The sequence below is a fragment of the Flagellimonas maritima genome, from assembly GCF_003269425.1.
Lineage (GTDB): Bacteria > Bacteroidota > Bacteroidia > Flavobacteriales > Flavobacteriaceae > Flagellimonas > Flagellimonas maritima.
This window is the reverse complement of record NZ_CP030104.1, coordinates 3,648,353-3,669,612: the sequence shown is the minus strand read 5'-3', so window position 1 is coordinate 3,669,612 and position 21,260 is coordinate 3,648,353. Positions and strand designations below refer to the sequence as shown.

Below are 21,260 nucleotides of genomic sequence, written 5' to 3'. Positions count from 1 at the left end.
TTAATTTCTTATAATGTAATACCCTTTGTCCTCGTACTTTTTCGTATCAAATTTAAATAGCGTATTTGAAAGCGCTTGATTGGTTTTGAAAGAATTAACAGTAATTGAGGTTTTGGTACCGTTATCTCCTGTTTGAATAAGTTTATGAATATGTTTTGTTTGTGTATCGATTCCCAAGAGAATTGATTTGATTTCTGTATTGGAATCAATTGGGGTGAGTTTTATGTATTGAATTTTTCTACCCTCAATATTTTGTAACGTATCCCACTCGTAGTTGTGTCCTGTCCTATAAAAAGTCAACATTTTTGAAGGTGTGACCGCATTGGCCTCTTGTGAAACATCTTCAATGGTCACTTCCTCATTATCAGGAACCACTGTGTAGACCTTCTTTCCGTCACTAATCTGTTTCGCACCTAAGTAATCCAGAACGTATTTGTCTCCGCTCAAGGTTACATTGCCCTTGGTATCTTGTTTGATATTGGCCTCTGTATTCTCTAAGGTCGACTTGAAATCGATATAAATGTTTTCATAACCAATAACCTTGTTATAAACTTCATCCAATAGTGTTTTTGCTTTGGACGAATTTTGGCCATTTAAAGAAATGCCAAGAAATATTAAAGCGATAAAAAGAAGTTGTTTTTTAAGCATGATTTTATTTTGTTTCATTTTGTAAAAGTTGTTCTAGAGCTAAAATATCCGGCACCAATACTTGTCTCGCCTTGCTGCCTTCAAAAGGGCCAACAATTCCTGCTGCCTCCAATTGATCTATGATTCTACCGGCTCTATTATATCCTAGTTTCAATTTTCTTTGGATAAGGGAAGCGGAACCTTGTTGCGCGGTTACAATGACTTCCGCAGCATCTCGGAACATGGCATCCCTGTCCGCTATGTCATAATCAATCCCCGTGCCAGATTCTTCTCCCACATACTCAGGGAGCAGGTGGGCATCTGGGTAAGCACGTTGCGACCCAATATACTCCGTTATTTTACCTACTTCGGGTGTATCCACAAATGCACATTGCAAACGTGTAACATCGTTGCCTTGTGTATATAACATATCCCCACGACCTATTAGTTGATCTGCACCTTGAGCATCTAAAATAGTCCTTGAATCAATCTTTGAGGTTACCCTAAATGCGATACGTGCAGGGAAATTTGCTTTGATGATACCAGTAATTACATTGACGGACGGCCTTTGCGTAGCGATTATCAAATGAATACCAATTGCCCTTGCCAATTGTGCCAATCTGGCAATGGGGGTTTCCACTTCCTTGCCTGCCGTCATAATTAAATCTGCAAACTCATCAATAACCAAAACAATATAGGGCAGGAATTTATGTCCATCGTTTGGATTTAGTTTTCTTGCCTTGAACTTAACATTGTACTCTTTGATGTTACGAACCATTGCTGTTTTCAACAATTCATATCTGTTGTCCATTTCAATACAGAGCGAGTTCAGTGTGTTTATCACCTTAGTATTATCTGTAATGATGGCTTCATCTGAATCTGGAAGCTTTGCCAAAAAGTGGCGCTCAATTTTATTGTAGAGCGTTAGTTCTACTTTCTTTGGATCTACCAGAATAAATTTGACCTCGGCAGGATGCTTTTTATAAAGTAAAGATGTAATTACCGCATTGAGACCAACGGATTTACCTTGTCCTGTTGCTCCCGCCATCAACATATGGGGCATTTTGGCCAAATCCACTACAAACGTTTCATTACTTATGGTTTTTCCAAAAGCTATGGGAAGCTCCATCTCTGCTTTTTGAAACTTATTGGAAGCAATTACAGATCGCATGGACACAATAGTGGCATTTTTGTTGGGCACTTCAATACCTATGGTTCCTTTGCCAGGGATGGGAGCTATGATTCGAATTCCCAAAGCCGCTAAAGAAAGTGCAATATCATCCTCTAGATTTTTAATTTTTGATATTCGTACACCCGCTTCCGGTACAATCTCATATAGCGTTACCGTAGGTCCTATAGTAGCTTTAATTTGCGCAATACCTATTTTGTAATTTTTGAGAGTGCTTACAATTTTATTTTTGTTCTCTTCAAGCTCTTCTTGATTTATAGTAATACCACCAGTGGCGCCATGCTGGTCTAAAAGGTCCAATGGAGGGAATTTATAATTGCCAAGTTCCAATTTTGGGTCAAATTCTCCAAAATCCTTTACGAGCTTTTCAGCTTTGATATCTTTTTCCTCTTTCTCTTCAGTTACCGTTTCAACTTTTAAATCGATATCCAATTCTTCTTCTTGGGGCAGATTTACATCAAGTCCAGCTTCTTGTTGTAGAGGTGGGATATCTTTTTTGTGGGTATACGTATCAACTTTTATGGGCGTATCCGTTTCCATGCTAAATTCAATACTGCTTTCGTCTCCAGAGACGACCATCTTCTTTTTTGACCTTTCTTTCTTAAAGTCAGAAGCAATACTTTCCTTTTGGGAGCGAAAAAAATTGCCAATTCCTTCAGGCGTAAAATTGAAAAGGCGTACCAAAATGACCATTAGCACAAATAGCAATGTTAAGAAAACACCTATTTTCCCCATGTAATCTTGAAGGAAATCATTCATTTCATAGCCTATAAGGCCACCTAAAAGAGGCTGATCAATAGCAAAAAAGCCCAAGGCTACTGAAACCCATATTGTCCCGGTCAAACCCCATATCCATTTCCCAATAAGACCTTTGTTGTTCAACCCAAGAAAAAAGTATAATCCGGTAACGGCCAACAATAGGGGAAAGGCAAATGATGCCAGGCCAAAACCTTTGTACATGAAAAAATGGCTTACACTGGCACCAAACTTATTGAGTAGGTTACTGGCCTCGGCATTTCTGTTTTTAAATTCTGAGAGCATACTCTGGTCTTCTTGCCAAGTAAAAAAATAGGAAATAAAAGAGAAGAATAGCGCTATACTAAGTACAATCAGTAAACTACCAAGTATAATTTTGTTTTGCTTGGATAGTTTTAGCGAAAGTCTTTTCTTATTGGTCGTAGGCTTGGATTTTGTCCTTTTTTTTGCCATTAATCAGTTAATAACGGGGCTAATTTACAAATTTACGTTGCTTACTACGGAAACAGCTCTTCCTCAAATCAATTTTGGCACATAAATAATGAGCCCTACGATAGTTGCGATGATGGATACTATCATAACGGCCCCGGCGGAAATATCTTTTATCAAGCCTATTTTTAAGTCATATTTTGGTTGAATATAGTCAGCTATTTTCTCTACTGCGGTATTCATGCCTTCAATGCCCATGACCATTCCAATTGCCAATAACTGCATGATCCATTCCATTCTAGAAATCTCAAAATAGAAACCTATGCCTGTAATAAATAGTGCTATTACAAATTGGATTTTAATACTTGCTTCGGTCCGTAACAGCAGAAACATACCTTTAAGTGCGAATCCAACACTCCGTATCCTATTTTTTAAGAAAGATTCTTTAGGCATCCATGAGCGCTTCCAAAGCGGCTTTGTAATTAGGTTCGTCCGCAGTTTCAGCTACTTGTTCCGTATGGATTATTTTTCCGTTCCCATCCAATACTATGATACATCTGGAATGCAGGGTGACAAAGGCACTGTCAGCGAACGAAAGACCGTAATCCCTACCAAAGTTGCCTGTTTTGTAATCTGAGAGCATATCTACATTTTCGATTCCTTCGGCACCACAAAAACGGGCTTGTGCGAAAGGTAGATCTTTGGATATACACAAAACCTTCGTGTTTTCCAATTCTGTCGCCTCTTCATTAAACTGCCGCACTGATTTTGCGCATGTACCCGTATCTACGCTGGGAAAAATATTCATGATTATTTTGTGACCTATATAATCTGAAAGTGAGACTGGCGAAAGGTCTGATTTGGTCAGTGTGAAATTTGGTGCCATTTCATTTTTAGAGGGTAGTTCGCCAACAGTGGTTGCTGGTTCCCCACCTAAAGTTATTGATGCCATGTTTTAAAATTTATTTTGGTGTGAAGTTAAAAATATTAATATTGAAGATAGGGATAGTTTTAAAATTTTTGCATAGATTTTTCTTGTGTAGAAGTGGGAGTTGCAAGTTGTTTTAATTTAATTTTTAATGCCGCGAAAAGCAGCGTCATAAATGGACTTAACCAGTTGAAAATTGCATATAGGAAATACTCACCAACACTTACGCCCAAAACACCACTATGATAAGCGCCGCAAGTATTCCAAGGTACCAAAACCGAAGTCACGGTTCCCGAATCTTCCAATGTTCTACTCAGGTTTTCCGGTGCCAATCCTTTTTCTCGATATGCTTTTGAAAACATTTTGCCTGGAACCACCAAGGCTAGATATTGGTCGGATGCCGTAATATTTAAAGCCAGACAGCTGCCTACAGTACTTGCAAAAAGACCAAATGTGGTTTTGGCCATGCTCAACAATGATTTTGTAATTCGTTCCAAAGCTCCTATACCGTCCATGATACCGCCAAAGACCATAGCACAAACAATGAGCCAGATGGTGCCCAGCATTCCCGCCATGCCACCTGACGAGAACAAATCGTTCAATGCGGGGTCTTCTGTAGCGATAGCTGTATCCACGGTTATGGCGTTTAAAATACCCTTATAACTGGATTCAAAATTTAAACTTGTACCGCCACCAAGCTCGGTAACGATTTCTGGTTGAAAAATTAAAGCGAACAGACCGCCCAACAAGGTCCCGATTAATAGCGCAAGCAAGGGTGGCGCTTTTTTTACTATCAAAAATATAACCGCCAGCGGAACAATAAAAAGCCAACCATTGATATTAAAGCTGGCACCTATATTTTGTAGAATGGCATCCGTATCGGTAACACCAGAGGTATCTATGGTAAAACCTAGAATAATAAAGACTACAAGCGTTATGGATATGGTAGGAATAGTAGTCCAGGTCATATACCGAATGTGTGAAAACAGGTCGCCCCCGGCCATTGCAGGGGCCAAGTTGGTAGTATCGCTCAATGGAGACATTTTATCCCCAAAGTATGCCCCGGAAAGTACTGCGCCCGCAGTCATGCCCAAGGATATGCCCAAAGCTTCCCCAATACCAATCAATGCTATGCCTACTGTAGCTGCGGTTGTCCAACTGCTCCCGGTAGCAATGGAAATAATGGCACAGATGATTACACAAGCTGCCAAGAAAATTGTAGGATTCAGGATTTGTAAACCGTAATAGATCATGGCGGGAATAATGCCACTTACCAACCAGGTACCGGACAGCGCACCGACCATTAAAAGGATGAGCAATGCCCCAGTAGTGGATTTGACATTCTCCGCCACTTCGGCTATCATACGTTTATAGGATACCTTATTAAAAAAACCAACGATTGCGGCAACGGCTCCGCCCAATAGAAGAATGAACTGATTGGAACCACTTAATGCATCGTCCCCAAAAACATAAACATTATAGGCCAACATTCCAACAAGCGCAAAAACGGGAATTAAAGCCTCCCAAATATTCAGTTCTTTATTTTCAATGATTTGCTCGTCTTCTCTAAATTTGGCTTTTTTCTTTTCTGCTGACATCAATTGGAGTTTGTTTGGTAAGAGGTAATATTACGATTTTGAACCTTGTTCTGCAAACCGATACTTCTGGGAATGTTATACTATGTGCATTCCGTCTCGATTAAAGTTGAAAACTATGAGTTTTGACGGGATTACTTTTACTTTTCTTGGAACGAGAAGTTTTTAGTTGTAGTCGGCAGATTGATTATACATTTAATACCAACTGCCAACGATCAACTGCTTACAATTTTAAAAATGTCAAATTGAGATTATGGTACTTTTGTCAATATTGGTCGCACGGTCTTGCCAAGGATTCCTAATTGTTCCATACAGGAGCGCATGGACAGGTAGGTTTCATGAATATTGTTGTCCAGACCTATGGAAAATCGAATTAGTCCTTGGGACAGTCCGAGCTTTTCCTGTTCCTCTAATGGTATTTCAGAAGATGTGGAGGTTCCTGGAGCACTGAACAACGTTTTGTAAAAACCTAAGCTTACCGCCAAATACCCCAGTTTCTCTTTTTGCATCAATTCCATAAGTGTATTGGCCTTGTCCAATGAACCTACGTCCAAAGTCATTAAACCTCCAAAACCATATTCTGAATTCATCTGTGTTTTCATGGTTTCGTGACCTTGATGACTTTTTAGGCCCGGGTATACGACTTTAAGACCATCTCTTTCAAAGGCATTTGCCAAATACTGTGCATTTTCACTGTGCTTTTTTATACGAACATGCAAGGTTCGCATATTTTTAAGGATAGAGGCTGCTCTAAGGCTGTCCAAGGTGCTTCCCAACAGCATCCCGGCACCATTGTTTACATCTTTTAAGCTAAGGCAAAACTCTGAAGAAGCGCAAACGGCTCCCGCCACACAATCACTACTTCCATTAATGAATTTGGTAAGACTGTGAACAACAACATCGGCGCCAAGTTTAGCGGCATTGATATTCAAAGGCGAAAACGTATTATCAACTACTAAAGGAATTCCATATTTCTTGGCCAGATTTGAAAGCGCTCTAATATTGGCAACTTCAAGCAAAGGGTTGCTGACCGCTTCGCAGTAAATCATTTTCGTTTCCGTTGTAATCGCTTGTTCTACAATTTCAAGATCGGTGATATCAATAAAAGAAGTGGAAATATTGAATTTCTTCAAAAAGTTTTTCAAGAATGCAAAGGTGCCCCCATAAATTGTTCGGCTACAAACGATATGCTCGTTTGCGTTACAAAGTTGCATAATTACGGCGCTGATGGCTCCCATGCCGCTCGCATACACATTAGCAGCTTCGGTTCCCTCCAATTGGGCCATAGCCTCGCCTAAATATAAATTTGATGGGGAGGAATGCCGGCTATATAAATAACAACCTTCGGTATTTCCTTCAAAAGTATCGAACATGGTTTTTGCCGATAGGAATGTATAGGTCGATGAGTCTGATATAGATGGGTTTACCCCACCAAATTCTCCAAAATACTGCAAATCCTGAATATGTTCCGATGCCTTGTAGTCCATTGGTTCTAAATTTTAGTAAAAGTATAGAAGACTAGAATCAAAGTCAATTATATATTTATTATATTGATTTTAATTCTATTATAAAGAATATTTTAGATTTTAATTCTATTTTTATCACAATAAAGAGGGTTGAATAGAAAATATACCGATATGGATTTGGATGAAAAGGATAAAAAACTGATAAAACTCCTTCAGGATAACTGTAAAAAGACCACAAAGGAATATGCGGATAGTCTAGAACTATCAAAAACAGCAGTTTATGAACGTATACGTCGGCTTGAACGGCAAGGGATTATTACCAAGTATGTAGCATTGATCGATAAAGAAGCAGTACAACGGGATTTTACGGTATTGTGCCATGTAAGACTGGTACAGCACACAAAGGAAAACGTACTCAGGTTTGAACGGGAAATCTTGAAATTGGATGAAGTTTCGGAATGCTTTCATATTAGCGGTGACTATGACTACATATTGAAGATAAACGTGAAAAATATGAAAGAGTATCGCGAATTTATGGTAGCTAAGTTAACAGCCATTAGCAATATAGGAAGTACACAAAGTTCCTTTTCCATAAAGGAAGTAAAGAACAGTCCTTCAGTTTTTGTTGGCTTCGGCGATGATTAAGATTCGTCTTCTTTTTAAGCCCTAAAACTTCTTTGCGTTTTAGTTGACAGTTGACGGTTGACGGTTTGTATTACTGCTTACTGCAACCGCCGACTTGTGTTTTCAATAGGTAGAGTTTCATTCACCGCTTGATTAAACTTAATATATTTATCGTATTTAGCAAAGTTTAACGTAAATCGCTGTTAAAAAGGAATTTGTATTGGAATGATATGTCTAATTTTTGGCTAATCAAGAAAACAATCAAAAAACATCCTTTTACAAATGAATCCGCGCACACGTATTTTTCTCACGATGTTGGCTACCCTTATCGGAGGATCGTCATTGGTACTCTACACAACGATTACCGAAAGTATTATATTCGATAATCTTAGTTTTTGTACTTCTTCAACTGCCGATTTGACCCTTGGTAGCGCTACACTCTTTACATCTGCCATAATAGCGGGTTTCATCGCCACTTTGATCGTAGTAAAGGATAATTTCGTTCCACATATTTTCATATCCTTGTTTCTGGTTGGTAAGTTGTGCTTTGCGGCAATTTGTGGTCAATGGCACGGGCCTCTGTGGTTCGAGACCGGATTGCATCTTTCGCTTATTGGTGGCTTATGGTTAGGTCGCTACGGAGCTGTCAAGTTTCCATTGGCTCCCTTTTGAAATAGGATACTTTAAAGAAAAACATTCGTATTTTTGTGTTCGTTTTTATCATAAATCAGTTTACAAATAGAACCTATGAATCAATATGATGTGGCCGTAATTGGCTCTGGGCCTGGAGGCTATGTAGCAGCGATTCGCTGTGCACAATTGGGAATGAAAACCGCCATAATAGAAAAGTACAGTACCCTTGGTGGAACATGTCTTAATGTTGGCTGTATTCCTTCTAAAGCACTTTTGGATTCTTCCCATCATTACGAGGATGCTGTAAAACATTTTGAAGAACACGGAATCGATATTCCCGGCGAAGTCAAAGTGAATCTGGAGCAAATGATTGCAAGAAAACAAGGTGTAGTTGACCAAACGACCAAGGGCATTCAATTTTTGATGGACAAGAATAAAATAGATGTATATGAAGGTTTGGGCAGTTTCAAGGATTCCACACATATAAATATTGACAAGACCGGTGGCGAAAAGGAAACCATTGAAGCTAAACATATCATTATAGCCACGGGTTCCAAGCCATCTACCTTACCTTTTATCGAAATAGATAAAGAGCGAATCATAACATCTACCGAAGCTTTAAAACTAAAAGAAATCCCAAAACACATGATTATCATTGGTGGTGGGGTCATTGGTCTGGAACTTGGTCAGGTATACAAACGTCTCGGTGCTGAAGTCAGTGTTGTGGAATACATGGATCGTATTATTCCTGGTATGGATGGAGCGCTTTCCAAGGAGTTGATGAAGGCCATGAAAAAACAGAAGGTAAAGTTCAATCTTTCCCACAAGGTGAAGTCGGTCGAGCGAAAAGGTGATGAGATTATCATAAAAGCAGACAACAAAAAAGGAGAAGAAGTCACGTTCACGGGAGACTATTGTTTGGTTTCCGTTGGGCGAAGCCCTTTTACCGATGGATTGAACGCAGAAGCCGCTGGAGTAAAATTGGATGATAGGGGCAGAGTAGCGGTTAACGAGCATTTACAGACGAACATTTCCAATATATATGCCATTGGGGATGTGGTACGTGGTGCCATGTTGGCACACAAGGCCGAAGAGGAAGGCACTATGGTAGCTGAATTGATTGCAGGGCAAAAACCACATATAGATTACAATTTGATTCCAGGAGTAGTATACACTTGGCCCGAGGTTGCAGCAGTAGGGAAAACAGAAGAAGAATTAAAAGATGCGGGTATCGAATACAAAGTAGGACAGTTCCCAATGCGTGCTTTAGGACGTGCAAGAGCCAGTATGGATATTGATGGGTTCGTAAAAATTTTGGCAGATAAAACTACTGATGAAGTATTGGGAGTCCACATGATAGGAGCTCGTTGTGCCGACCTAATAACCGAAGGAGTAACCGCGATGGAATTTAGGGCATCTGCAGAAGATATGGCCCGCATGAGCCACGCACACCCAACGTATGCCGAAGCGGTAAAAGAGGCTGCATTGGCCGCTACGGAAGACAGGGCGATACATATCTAAAACAAGTGCCCTTGGTAGAAAGGCTGTCTACCGATGAGTAGATTGACGAGAAATTAAGATTCTAAGCATCAAATTCCAAACAAAATTTTTTGGGAGGATTTGTGCCAATTCGTGTAATTCGTGTCGATCAACCCGAACAGAATATATGAGGTAAGCTTCCTAATTAACGTGAGTTCGATATAAAATAACAACGAAATAGCCATTATATATGTTGGCCGTCACCTCGAGCGCAGTCGAGAAGTCCCCATGATTTAATCTTTCAAGCTGGTCTCGACCTTGGTTTATCTTGAGCGCAGTCGAAAGGCCCGACCTGACATACTTTTATAAAGGATTGAAAACAAGTATGATAATATGATTCTTATGTCGAACCCACGTTAATTAAATTTGACGGGACTGGAATCGGGTTTAGGATTTGGCAATACCAAAAACCTTGCTCAAAAAGAGTTTTACCCTAACGGAAATTTCTCTAAGCATTGGTTTACTTACTTTGTAAAGGCCAATGCTTTGTTTTTTTGCATAATCTTTGCCAGTAGCAATATTCGCCTTAATTTCAGCTTCATGCTTATGGTATCTCAAAGCCAAATAGGTGCATGTGAACATAAATGCCAAAGCCCCTGGAATAACAATCGAAGGGATTAAAGTATGGTTAAAAAACCGATACAGTCCCAATCCCGTAAAGCTTCCGTACAAAATGATAAAATGAATCACGTAAATGGAAAGCGTACTGGAACCTATCTTCAAAACCGTTGTATGGGTCATGAATCTACGGAGCAACATAAAGACCGCAAAGACAATAAAAACATCGCCCAATCGAATGAACAGGTAATTGTTGAAAAAGATATCCGCGAACAACTGAATACGTGTCAATCTATGTATATACAGGAAAACATCGGAAGAAGTAAAAATCAGCAAGGAACCTAAGACCAATGCCGTGCCAATGGCAACTTCATACAAATACTTGTAGTTTTTAAACTTATAAAATAGGGTAGAAACAAATCCGCCAAGCGTGGCGTAACCAAGCCAAGGGATTATTGTGAATACGGAACCATTTGACTTAGTAAAATAATTTCCAATGGCAGCTGGTAAAAAAGAAAATGACCACTCATCATATATTGGTTCAAACAGGAACAAAACTAGGGTAGTTCCTAAAAGTATACTTGGAAAAACGTATTTTTTCCTTTTAATGGAAAAGAGGTAGGTTCCTATCAGTGCCAAAATGGAAAGTCCTATACAATGCAACACATCGACCAAATAAAAAGAATCGTAAATTTCCCCTATCAATATTCCAAAAAGGTTCATTCGCAACAAGTATCCGATCAGCAATAATTGTAACCCACGTCGGATACCCTTTTTTATTCTCGGGTTTTCAAAACCCTTTTTAGGAGCCTTAATCAACAGATAAGTAAAAATAAAACCAGAGACGGTAAAGAAAACAGGAGCGGTAATGCCCCTAAAATAAAGCCAAACGCTAAAAAGTATATTATCCCTATCCCTAAAAACAGGGTCTAGAAGCCCATCGATAAAATGCCCTTGGAGCATCATCAAAATGGCCCATGCGCGCATGGCGTCTATAAAAAATAATCTGTTGGTTTTGGTTTTCATTTAAAACAATTACCCTATATACTTGCTAAACAGGTAGTTTGGATGTTTTGCGCTGCAAAATTAGTCAAAATACTCGCACGTATTGGTCATTTGAGGTATTTTAGCGAAACATATAATATATTTTCCATATGGCTACAATTTTGGCTTTCGCAGGCAGTAATTCTTCAACTTCTATTAATCACAAACTGGTAAAATACACTACCTCTTTGATTAAAACGCATAAAATTCAGCTTTATGACATGACCAGATACCCGTTCCCCATGTATAGCGAAGATGATGAAAAGCGAAAAGGCTTTTCAAATTCCTTGGTCGAATTCAAGAACGATATCCAACGTGCCGATGCTCTTGTGATTTCTGTAAATGAATATAATGGAAATCCATCTGGTTACTTTAAAAATGTTATAGATTGGTTATCCAGATTGGAGCGTAAATTTTTACAGGATAAAACTATTTTTTTGATGTCCACTTCGGGTGGGAAAGGTGGTGCTGCCAATTCACTGAAAGTTGTTAAAAATATGTTGCCCATATTTGGTGCCGATATTGTTGCAACATTTTCCCTACCATCGTTCAAAGAAAATTTTACCGAGGATGGGATTGTGGATAAGCATTTAAAAGACGGTCACCAAAAGGCCTTGGATACATTTCTTCAAAACTTAAAGTAAAAACCAATTGCGAAAGCATCGCTCATTTTCAATTGCCCAGTCTTTAGAAATAAAGGATGCTCTGCTCGAATGGTCAAAGAAGTATTCACAGATCGTCTGGTTGGACAGTAACGGACATACGGATAGCTACGGCTCATTTGATTCAATTTTGGCGGTTTCCCAAGTACCAAATGATCAAGTAATAAAAACGGTCGATGAAGCACGCAAACGTATCGGTAAAACCAAAGATTGGCTATTTGGCTACTTATCCTACGATTTAAAAAATGATATAGAAAATTTGTCATCAAATAATTTTGATGGCTTGGACTTTCCTAAGATTTATTTCTTTCAACCGTCAAAAATTATACATATTAAAGATGGAGAAATCGGTTTTTCGTATTTGGAGGCCTATGGAGAAGAAATTGAACAAGACTATATCAAAATAAAATCAATAACGGACAGTGAAAGGTCGAAAATTGAGTTGAATCAACCTGTACATATTAAAATGCGTATTCATAAAGATGCGTATTTTGATAAATTGAATAGATTATTGGGACATATTCATCGTGGCGATATCTATGAAGCAAATTTTTGTCAAGAGTTTTATTCGGAAAATACGGAGATTGACCCCTTAGGGACTTATAGAAAACTCAATGCTATTTCGAAGCCTCCTTTTGCAGCTTTTTTAAGACACAATGACAAATATGCATTATGTGCTTCACCCGAGCGTTATTTGAGAAAAATACACCAAACGCTTATTTCCCAACCTATAAAAGGAACAGCTCCCAGAGGAAAAAATCAGGTAGAAGATGAATTGTTCAAAAATCAACTTGAGCATGACGAAAAAGAACGAGCGGAGAACATTATGATTACCGATTTGGTTCGGAACGACCTATCCAAAAGTGCTTTAAAAGGAAGTGTGGAAGTTAAGGAGCTCTGTAAGGTATATACTTTTGAACAGGTCCACCAGATGGTTTCTACGGTTGTTTCAAAAATTCCAAAAGGCAAAAACCCTTTCGAACTGATTCAAGAGACTTTCCCCATGGGTAGTATGACAGGCGCCCCCAAAGTTTCCGCCATGAAAATCATTGAAGCGTTGGAAGAGACAAAACGAGGACTATATAGTGGAGCGGTCGGTTATTTTGAACCTAACGGAGATTTTGATTTTAATGTAGTTATCCGAAGTATTCTTTATAATGAAAAAGCAAAATATGTTTCCTTTTCCGTAGGAAGTGCCATCACGGCCAAATCCGACCCTGAAAAAGAATATCAAGAATGTTTGCTCAAGGCAAAAGCAATGCGGAGCGTATTGGAGGGGGGTTGATTTTGTCTGATTTTGTAGATTATTATAATTAGGTACACAGGTTCATGTTTTAAGATTTTTTGATTGGTTGACCGATGACCGATGACCGATGACAGATGACAGATGACAGATGACTGATGAACGATGAGAGATGACTGATGACCGATGACCGATGTCTAATTTTTGACAAGCGACAACCCTTATGCTGAGCGTAGCCGAAGCAAACAATGAACAACACCATATATCTTTCGCCTAACACCCTTTACCCTTTACCCTTCACCTTTTACCCTTTTACCCAAAACCCAATACCTTTAACCGGTCTCTATAAATTCAAGGTTTAGTGGTAATTTTGTACAATGCTTAAACAATTCACTGAACACATCAATACAAATTTTTCCTTTTTAAGGGAGAAACGGCTGTTGTTGGCCTGTAGTGGTGGGATTGATAGCGTTGCATTGGCGTATTTGGCGGTCGGCGATGAATTGGATGTTACTCTGGTCCATTGCAATTTTAATCTTAGGGAAAAAGAAAGCGATGAAGATGAGGTCTTTGTACAAAATCTTTCAGACCAACTTAAAACTCCTTTTTTGGTAAAATCCTTTGATACAGGACAATACGCTAAAAACCATAAAGTTTCGGTTCAAATGGCAGCTCGGGAGTTGCGCTATAAATGGTTTAATGAAGTAATGGAAACCGAAGGATTTGATTACGTCCTTACTGCACACCATGCCGATGATAGTTTGGAAACCTTCATAATAAACCTTTCGAGAGGTACGGGAATTGATGGCCTACTAGGTATTCCCGCAAAGAACGGAAGGGTAGTCAGACCGTTATTGGATTTTTCTAGGAACGATATTTTAAATTATGCTAAAAACGAAAATATCAAATGGCGAGAGGATAGTAGCAATAAAGAAAGTAAATATCTACGTAATAAAATCCGATTGGAAATTGTACCAAAATTAAAAGAACTTCACCCAACATTTTCCGAGAATTTTCAAAAGACGCAAAATCATCTTGATCAAACCAATGCAATATTGAAAAATCATATTGGCGAGATGAAAAAAGCATTGTTTTATAAGGACGATGATCACTATAAAATTGATATAATCGAATTACTGAAACTACAACCCATCGATGCCTACTTGTATCAGCTTTTTCACGAATTTGGATTTACCGAATGGGATAATGTGAGCGCATTGCTATCAGGAACCAGTGGAAAAGAGGTGCGTTCAAAGACACATAGTTTGCTAAAGGACAGAACGCATTTGATACTTAGTGAACGAAAAGATGCTGCAAATAGTTTTTTTTTTATTTCTGATAAAGATTCAAGGTTGGAAGTTCCGGTCCAATTGATATTTGAAGCGGTCGATACTTTGGGAAAAGCATCAAAAAATGTAGTTTTTTTGGATAAGGAAAAGTTAAACTATCCGTTAGTATTAAGGAATTGGGAAAAAGGCGACTACTTTTATCCATTTGGAATGAAAGGGACGAAAAAGGTTTCCAAGTTCTTTAAAGATGAAAAAATGGATATGTATTCCAAATCCAAACAATGGTTATTGTGTTCGGGCGATACGATTATCTGGGTTGTTGGAAAGCGAATGGATGAACGTTTTAAAGTAGATGCATCGACCAGGAGCATCTTAAAAATTACACTGCTAACATGAGGCATCTAGTATCATTTTTGTTTTTTTTCATTTTCACGATATCCATGACCCCTCAGTCAGAGAGTAATCCAGCTGTCTGGTCGCACGAGGTCAAAAAAATATCCGATACCGAATACGAGTTACTGTTCAAGGGGAAAATATTGGAGGGTTGGCATGTGTATTCCCAATACACCGCCGAAGGAGGTTCCCTACCAAGCGAATTCACTTTTGAAGGAGCAGGGGAGGATTATGAACTGATTGGAAAAACTACGGAGAGTGAGACGATAACCGAGTACAGTGATGTTTTTGAAGTGGACGAAACCTTTTTTAAGAAAGATGCTGTCTTTACGCAGCGCATAAAATTGTTGAAGCCCGATTTAAATCAGATTTCGGTCAATCTGTTTTATCAAATATGTAAAGAGGTCTGTATTCCAAAAGACGAATTGTTTCAAATTTCCTTGGATGGTACTACTTTTCAAGCTTCAGAACAGAAACTGGATGACCGTAGTGCCGCGCTGGGGTCTTCTTTAAAACTAGATTTGAAAAACAAAGAATTGCTCAACCAAGATGGGCTGGAAAATGTACAGAACAAATCAAATCTGTGGATGATTTTTGGCCTAGGCTTTTTGGGCGGACTTATTGCGTTGCTCACACCATGTGTTTTTCCCATGATTCCGTTAACGGTTTCTTTTTTCACCAAGCAGACCAAGCAGAAATCAAAGGGCATTGCAAACGCCTTACTATATGGGTTCTTTATAGTACTAATTTATTTTTTGCTTAGTCTTCCTTTTCACTTGTTTGATTCGGTGGATTCACAGATTTTGAATACCATAGCCACAAATATTTGGCTCAACGTTCTCTTCTTTGTCATTTTTGTCTTTTTTGCTTTTTCGTTCTTTGGTTATTACGAGCTGACCTTACCGAGTTCATGGGCCAACAAAATGGATGCGGCATCGTCCAAAGTAGGAGGAGGGCTGGGTATATTTTTTATGGCGTTGACATTGGCCATTGTTTCTTTTTCGTGCACCGGGCCCATTTTGGGTGGACTCTTGGGAAGCACCACCTTGGCCGAAGGCAGTGTGGCCGTAAACCTTTCTGCAGGTATGGTAGGTTTTGGCCTCGCATTGGCCTTGCCGTTTGCGCTTTTCGCACTTTTTCCTGCGTGGTTGAATTCTTTGCCAAAATCCGGCGGATGGATGACAACGGTAAAAGTGGTCTTGGGCTTTTTGGAACTGGCACTGGCCTTTAAGTTTCTTTCAAATGCAGACTTGGTCGGAAACTGGGGAGTTTTTAAAAGGGAGATTTTCTTGGGGGTTTGGATAGTATTGTTCATTTTAATGACACTTTACCTCTTTGGCATATTCAGGTTTCCGCACGATGGACCAAAGCAAAAGCTCTCACCGGCAAGAAAGTTCGTAGGTTTTCTGAGTCTTATCTTTTCAGTATATCTCATATTAGGGCTATTAAATGTGACAAACCTAAAATTGCTCAGTGGTTTTCCCCCACCGGATTTCTATAGCATAAAAGAAACCGAAAGCGATTGTCCCTTGGAACTGGATTGCTACAAGGATTTTGAGGAAGGCTTGGCCTACGCCCAAAAAGTCAATAAACCAATACTGCTCGATTTTACGGGTTGGGCCTGTGTAAATTGTAGGAAAATGGAAGAAAATGTTTGGAGCGATTCCAGTATTTATCCCATATTGAAAGAGGAATACGTTTTAATTTCCTTATATGTTGACGATAGAAAAGAGCTTCCGGATAAAGAAAAATTCGATTTTGAATATGATTCGGGAAGAATAAAGGAAATTGAAACCATAGGACAAAAGTGGGGCACTTTCCAAACTATAAATTTTAACGCAGCTTCCCAACCATATTATGTATTACTATCCCCAAATCTTGAAATCTTAAATGATGCTGTACAATATGTTGATGCTGAGGAGTATGAAAGATGGCTTAAATCCGGTCTGGAAAAATATCATCTTTCCATGAATAAATAAGAGCCATTTCATCGTACTTTTTTCGCCTTTTTTCTAAAATAGGTTACCTTCGATTCACTAAAAATCAATCAAATTTCCAGTGAAGAAGTTAAAAAAAGTACTGCTGGTCATTGCCGGCATCCTACTGATCTTGCTTATAGGTGTTTATATTTTTATAAATTCCCTAAAGCCCGATTATGACGGAGAAAAAAAACTGTCCGACCTTACTGGCGAAGTAAACGTTTATTTTGATATGTATGGAATTCCGCATATTTATGCGGACAAGCAAGAAGATGCTTTTCGTGCCTTAGGGTATGTGCACGCCCAGGACCGACTCTGGCAGATGGAATTATTGAGACGTGTTGCCAAAGGAAAACTTTCGGAAGTTTTTGGTAAGGATTTGTTGGAAACCGACAAATTTTTTCTTTCCCTGGGAATAGATGACCACACCAAGCATACAGTTTCCCAACTCGATATGCAAAGTGAAATGGTCGTGCTTTCGAAAGCATATCTGGACGGAATAAATGAGTTTATAGAAAAAGGACCAACACCTGTGGAGTTTTATTTAACGGGATTGGACAAGGAACCTTTTGTACTGGAGGATATTTATGATGCAGTCGGCTACATGGCTTTTAGCTTTGCAATGGCACATAAAACCGATCCTTTATTGACCAACATCAAAAACCAACTTGGCGAAGCATACTTGAAGGATTTGGCCATAATGTCGGATACTTCTACCGTTTGGATCAAAAATTACAATAATACTGTTTCGGATTCACTGGAAACCAATATTACGGCAAGTGTTATCAATGTAATGGAAAAATTACCTGTACCCCAGTTTGAAGGGAGCAATAGTTGGGTCTTGTCACCTGAAAAGACGAAATCGGGAAAGGTTATTTTTGCCAACGACCCACATATTGGTTTTGCGCAGCCCTCGGTATGGTACGAAGCGCATGTTAGCACACCCGATTACGAGAAATATGGGTATCACATCGCTGGTGTCCCTTTTCCATTATTGGGACATGATAGAAATCTAGCCTATGGGCTCACGATGTTTCAGAACGATGACCTGAATTTTTACTATGAGCAAAAAAACCCTTCGGACAGTACGAAGTACAGAACAGAACTCGGCTGGAAGGACTACGAATATGTTACGAAGGAAATCAAGGTGAAAGATGCCGAAACGATATCCTTTATGTACAAGAAAACAAGGCATGGACCTGTTATGAACGGCGTTGCCAAGCAAGTATCTGGGGAAATTCCCATTGCCATGTCCTGGGTGTATACCAAAGAGAAAAACGAAGTAATGGATGCACTCTACGGGATGACCCACGCAAAAGATATTGATGGATTTAAAGCTGCACTTCCAAAAATCCACGCACCTGGACTTAATGTAATGTATGGCGATGCTGATGGCAACGTAGCATGGTGGGCTTCCGCAAAACTATATACCATGCCAGATAGTGTTTCTACCAAGTTCATACTGGATGGTGCATCTGGAAGACAGGAACCCTTGGGTTATCTGGATTTTTCAAAAAATCCAAGTGCTATAAACCCACCTTGGAACTATGTCTATTCCGCAAACAATCAACCGGATTCTATTGCTGGAATGCTATATCCTGGATATTATCTTCCCGAAAACAGGGCGAGAAGAATAGTAGCGCTCTTGGACGGAAAAAATGACTGGGATAAGGAATCGGCTTCCAAAATGATTTTGGATGTTACTTCACCCGTAAACCCTCAATTGGTAACTGAATTGATCAAGTTATTGGACGTTTCAAGTCTTTCCGATGAACAATTGGTACAGGTTGATGCACTCAAGAATTGGGATGGTGCATATACTTTAGAAAATACAAATGGTTTGCTTTACCATCGCTGTGAATATTATGTTTTAAAAAATACGTTTGAAGATGAACTTGGCTCCGAACAGTTTAAGCAGTTTCTATCTACGCATTTGATGAAACGTCAAATTGCATGGGGAACAAAGATGAAGGAAGGATCTTGGTGGGATAACATAACTACAAAAAATGAGGTAGAGACCAGAAACGATATTGTATTAAAATCCTTTGCAGATGCTTGGAATTCAATAGTCAACGATTTTGGGTCGGATCCTAACCAATGGACTTGGGACAAAGTGCATACATTGGAGCATGGTCATCCCATTGGTCGGGTGGAGTCACTACGAAGTTTTTTCAATGTAGGGCCATTTCCTTTGCATGGGAGTCGAGAGGTTATCAATAACATGGCGTTCCCGTATGATAGTACTGGTTTTTACAAAGTAAGTGCAGGCCCATCTACACGACGTATTATCGATTTCTCCGATGTCGAGAATAGTATCAGTATATTGCCCACAGGACAATCCGGTAATCCGTTCAGTAAACATTATAAAGACCAAGCGAAACTCTATATCAAAGGTGAATTCCGCAAAATGATGATGAACAGGGAAGAAATTCAAAATAAAGCTGAATCAAAACTTGTGTTTAAACCAAAAAGTGATTTTTGATGCTGAACGCTGAACGTTTGTCGGATTAGTTTTTAACCAATAGCCGTTTGGTTTATTTGTAGTAAATATTTTACTTTTGAATTTTGGTCATAGCACCGAATATCATCTTCCATTATAGTTTCTAACCCCAACATTTTGGACTTTAAAAAATTATCAGATGCTCATAAAAGTATATGGCAGTGCTGTGTTTGGGGTAGAAGCTACAACCATAGTCGTCGAAGTAAATATCGATAGGGGTATAGGCTACCATTTGGTTGGGCTGCCTGATAATGCCATAAAAGAAAGCAATTACCGAATTGCCGCGGCCCTCCAAAACAATGGTTACAAAATTCCAGGTAAAAAAATTACCATCAACATGGCACCCGCAGATTTACGAAAAGAAGGATCTGCCTATGACCTTACATTGGCGTTGGGCATTTTGGCAGCTTCTGATCAAATCAAATCGGAAAAGATTGCCCAGTATCTGATTATGGGAGAGCTTTCTTTGGATGGTAGCTTGCAACCTATTACTGGAGCATTACCTATAGCCATTAAGGCCCAAGAAGAAGGGTTTAAAGGATTCATTCTCCCAAAGGAAAATGCGAAAGAAGCGGCCATCGTAGGAAATTTGGAAGTCTACGGAGTGGAAAACATCAAAGAGGTCATTGCTTATTTTGATGAGGGAAAACCTTTGGCAAGAACGAAAGTCGATACCCGAAAAGAATTTCAGGAAAGCCTGAACTTTCCCGAGTTTGACTTTTCCGATGTAAAAGGCCAGGAAAGTATAAAGCGGTGCATGGAAATTGCGGCGGCTGGCGGACACAACATTATACTTATAGGTCCACCAGGGGCAGGGAAGACCATGTTGGCGAAACGTTTACCTTCCATTTTACCGCCCATGACCTTGCACGAGGCATTGGAAACCACAAAAATCCATAGTGTGGTCGGTAAAGTGAAGAATATGGGGCTGATGAGCCAACGCCCGTTTCGTAATCCACATCATACCATTAGCAGCGCCGCTTTGGTAGGTGGCGGAAGTTACCCGCAACCGGGCGAGATATCCCTATCACATAACGGGGTGTTGTTCTTGGACGAATTGCCCGAGTTTGAGCGGAGGGTACTCGAGGTAATGCGCCAACCCATGGAAGACAGGGAAGTCACTATAGCAAGGGCAAGGTTTACGGTGACCTATCCCAGCAGTTTTATGCTGGTCGCCAGTATGAACCCAAGTCCAGGTGGATACTTTAACGACCCGGATGCTCCTGTTACCTCTTCCCCAATAGAAATGCAGCGGTATTTGGGTAAAATCTCAGGTCCGTTGTTGGATAGAATAGACATCCATATTGAAGTGACCCCTGTTCCCTTTGAAAAGCTCTCCGAAGAAAAGAAAGCGGAACCAAGCGTTGAAATTCGTAAACGTGTGACCGCCGCCCGCGAGCTACAGACCAAACGTTTTAAAGTTTTGGAACATGTACATTATAACGCCCAAATGAACACCAAACAGATACGGGAGTTCTGTATTTTGGACGATGCCTCCAAAGCATTGTTGAAAAATGCCATGGACCGTTTAAATCTTTCAGCAAGGGCTTATGATAGAATTCTAAAAGTCGCCAGAACCATCGCTGATTTAGAAGGTACAACCGACATTTCAGGAAATCATATCTCCGAAGCTATACAATACCGTAGTCTGGATAGGGAGGGGTGGTTGGGGTAGTCTTTAACAACTATTTTTGTCACTTTATAATAGTCCATATTTACATAGAATACTAATAATATGTTAATTATAAGTAAAATATTACAATTTATTGGTAAATTTATCTTACAAAAATTAATGCTTTTATAACT

At 39.4% G+C, this 21,260-nt stretch carries 16 protein-coding genes; 9 read left to right on the top strand and 7 right to left on the bottom strand.

Annotation, left to right across the window (positions count from 1 at the left end; translation table 11 throughout):
* From lolA1 to HME9304_RS16265, 6 genes are all read right to left on the bottom strand, one after another.
* Window positions 1–648: an outer membrane lipoprotein periplasmic chaperone LolA1 gene (gene lolA1, locus HME9304_RS16290; RefSeq protein WP_112379878.1), complete on the bottom strand. Its 648-nt coding sequence runs from the start codon at window positions 646–648 to the stop codon at window positions 1–3.
* A 4-nt stretch (window positions 649–652) separates the two neighbouring features.
* Entirely contained in the window at window positions 653–3,025 is a 2,373-nt protein-coding gene (locus HME9304_RS16285) for a DNA translocase FtsK (protein WP_112379584.1), read from the bottom strand.
* A 63-nt stretch (window positions 3,026–3,088) separates the two neighbouring features.
* Window positions 3,089–3,454: a diacylglycerol kinase family protein gene (locus HME9304_RS16280; protein WP_112379583.1), complete on the bottom strand. Its 366-nt coding sequence runs from the start codon at window positions 3,452–3,454 to the stop codon at window positions 3,089–3,091.
* The gene (gene tpx / locus HME9304_RS16275; protein WP_112379582.1) at window positions 3,447–3,953 is read right to left on the bottom strand and encodes a thiol peroxidase; all 507 of its coding nucleotides are present in this window, start codon (window positions 3,951–3,953) and stop codon (window positions 3,447–3,449) included. The genes HME9304_RS16280 and tpx overlap by 8 nt, the downstream gene beginning before the upstream one ends.
* Window positions 3,954–4,012: 59 nt before the next feature.
* On the bottom strand, window positions 4,013–5,527 hold the full coding sequence (gene nhaC / locus HME9304_RS16270) for a Na+/H+ antiporter NhaC (RefSeq protein ID WP_112379581.1): 1,515 nt from the start codon (window positions 5,525–5,527) through the stop codon (window positions 4,013–4,015).
* Window positions 5,528–5,775: 248 nt separating this feature from the next.
* Window positions 5,776–7,011: an aminotransferase class I/II-fold pyridoxal phosphate-dependent enzyme gene (locus tag HME9304_RS16265; RefSeq protein ID WP_112379580.1), complete on the bottom strand. Its 1,236-nt coding sequence runs from the start codon at window positions 7,009–7,011 to the stop codon at window positions 5,776–5,778.
* Window positions 7,012–7,161: 150 nt separating this feature from the next.
* Between HME9304_RS16265 and HME9304_RS16260 the strand changes: the two genes are divergently transcribed.
* The 3 genes from HME9304_RS16260 to lpdA all read left to right on the top strand — a co-directional run bounded on the left by HME9304_RS16260 (window position 7,162) and on the right by lpdA (window position 9,768).
* Window positions 7,162–7,635, top strand: coding sequence for an Lrp/AsnC family transcriptional regulator (locus HME9304_RS16260; RefSeq protein ID WP_112379877.1), 474 nt, complete (start codon window positions 7,162–7,164; stop codon window positions 7,633–7,635).
* Window positions 7,636–7,896: 261 nt separating this feature from the next.
* Window positions 7,897–8,286, top strand: coding sequence for a hypothetical protein (locus HME9304_RS16255; RefSeq protein WP_123877558.1), 390 nt, complete (start codon window positions 7,897–7,899; stop codon window positions 8,284–8,286).
* A 75-nt stretch (window positions 8,287–8,361) separates the two neighbouring features.
* Window positions 8,362–9,768, top strand: coding sequence for a dihydrolipoyl dehydrogenase (gene lpdA, locus HME9304_RS16250; protein ID WP_112379578.1), 1,407 nt, complete (start codon window positions 8,362–8,364; stop codon window positions 9,766–9,768).
* A 405-nt stretch (window positions 9,769–10,173) separates the two neighbouring features.
* On the opposite strand, the gene HME9304_RS16245 is transcribed toward lpdA, so the two are convergent.
* Complete coding sequence (locus HME9304_RS16245; protein WP_112379577.1) at window positions 10,174–11,370, bottom strand: heparan-alpha-glucosaminide N-acetyltransferase domain-containing protein; 1,197 nt, start codon at window positions 11,368–11,370, stop codon at window positions 10,174–10,176.
* 128 nt (window positions 11,371–11,498) lie between these two features.
* Here HME9304_RS16245 and HME9304_RS16240 point away from each other — a divergent pair, with 128 nt between their 5' ends.
* From HME9304_RS16240 to HME9304_RS16215, 6 genes are all read left to right on the top strand, one after another.
* Window positions 11,499–12,032: an NADPH-dependent FMN reductase gene (locus tag HME9304_RS16240; RefSeq protein ID WP_112379576.1), complete on the top strand. Its 534-nt coding sequence runs from the start codon at window positions 11,499–11,501 to the stop codon at window positions 12,030–12,032.
* Window positions 12,033–12,039: 7 nt separating this feature from the next.
* Window positions 12,040–13,335: an anthranilate synthase component I family protein gene (locus tag HME9304_RS16235; protein WP_112379575.1), complete on the top strand. Its 1,296-nt coding sequence runs from the start codon at window positions 12,040–12,042 to the stop codon at window positions 13,333–13,335.
* A gap of 335 nt (window positions 13,336–13,670) precedes the next feature.
* Window positions 13,671–14,978: a tRNA lysidine(34) synthetase TilS gene (tilS, locus tag HME9304_RS16230; RefSeq protein WP_112379574.1), complete on the top strand. Its 1,308-nt coding sequence runs from the start codon at window positions 13,671–13,673 to the stop codon at window positions 14,976–14,978.
* Window positions 14,975–16,954, top strand: coding sequence for a protein-disulfide reductase DsbD family protein (locus HME9304_RS16225; RefSeq protein ID WP_112379573.1), 1,980 nt, complete (start codon window positions 14,975–14,977; stop codon window positions 16,952–16,954). Before tilS ends, HME9304_RS16225 begins: the two co-directional genes overlap by 4 nt.
* A 79-nt stretch (window positions 16,955–17,033) precedes the next feature.
* Window positions 17,034–19,436, top strand: a complete 2,403-nt coding sequence (locus HME9304_RS16220; RefSeq protein WP_112379572.1) for a penicillin acylase family protein — start codon at window positions 17,034–17,036, stop codon at window positions 19,434–19,436.
* A gap of 157 nt (window positions 19,437–19,593) precedes the next feature.
* Complete coding sequence (locus HME9304_RS16215; protein ID WP_112379571.1) at window positions 19,594–21,129, top strand: YifB family Mg chelatase-like AAA ATPase; 1,536 nt, start codon at window positions 19,594–19,596, stop codon at window positions 21,127–21,129.
* Window positions 21,130–21,260: the final 131 nt, after the last annotated feature.

What these genes read in the sequence shown, in the direction of transcription:
- lolA1 (WP_112379878.1), bottom strand. Translation starts at nt 648, where the DNA reads ATGCTTAAAAAACAACTTCTTTTTATCGCTTTAATATTTCTTGGCATT.
- lpdA (WP_112379578.1), top strand. Translation starts at nt 8,362, where the DNA reads ATGAATCAATATGATGTGGCCGTAATTGGCTCTGGGCCTGGAGGCTAT.
- HME9304_RS16280 (WP_112379583.1), bottom strand. Translation starts at nt 3,454, where the DNA reads ATGCCTAAAGAATCTTTCTTAAAAAATAGGATACGGAGTGTTGGATTC.
- HME9304_RS16255 (WP_123877558.1), top strand. Translation starts at nt 7,897, where the DNA reads ATGAATCCGCGCACACGTATTTTTCTCACGATGTTGGCTACCCTTATC.
- tpx (WP_112379582.1), bottom strand. Translation starts at nt 3,953, where the DNA reads ATGGCATCAATAACTTTAGGTGGGGAACCAGCAACCACTGTTGGCGAA.
- HME9304_RS16245 (WP_112379577.1), bottom strand. Translation starts at nt 11,370, where the DNA reads ATGAAAACCAAAACCAACAGATTATTTTTTATAGACGCCATGCGCGCA.
- HME9304_RS16225 (WP_112379573.1), top strand. Translation starts at nt 14,975, where the DNA reads ATGAGGCATCTAGTATCATTTTTGTTTTTTTTCATTTTCACGATATCC.
- tilS (WP_112379574.1), top strand. Translation starts at nt 13,671, where the DNA reads ATGCTTAAACAATTCACTGAACACATCAATACAAATTTTTCCTTTTTA.
- HME9304_RS16265 (WP_112379580.1), bottom strand. Translation starts at nt 7,011, where the DNA reads ATGGACTACAAGGCATCGGAACATATTCAGGATTTGCAGTATTTTGGA.
- HME9304_RS16285 (WP_112379584.1), bottom strand. Translation starts at nt 3,025, where the DNA reads ATGGCAAAAAAAAGGACAAAATCCAAGCCTACGACCAATAAGAAAAGA.
- nhaC (WP_112379581.1), bottom strand. Translation starts at nt 5,527, where the DNA reads ATGTCAGCAGAAAAGAAAAAAGCCAAATTTAGAGAAGACGAGCAAATC.
- HME9304_RS16240 (WP_112379576.1), top strand. Translation starts at nt 11,499, where the DNA reads ATGGCTACAATTTTGGCTTTCGCAGGCAGTAATTCTTCAACTTCTATT.
- HME9304_RS16260 (WP_112379877.1), top strand. Translation starts at nt 7,162, where the DNA reads ATGGATTTGGATGAAAAGGATAAAAAACTGATAAAACTCCTTCAGGAT.
- HME9304_RS16215 (WP_112379571.1), top strand. Translation starts at nt 19,594, where the DNA reads ATGCTCATAAAAGTATATGGCAGTGCTGTGTTTGGGGTAGAAGCTACA.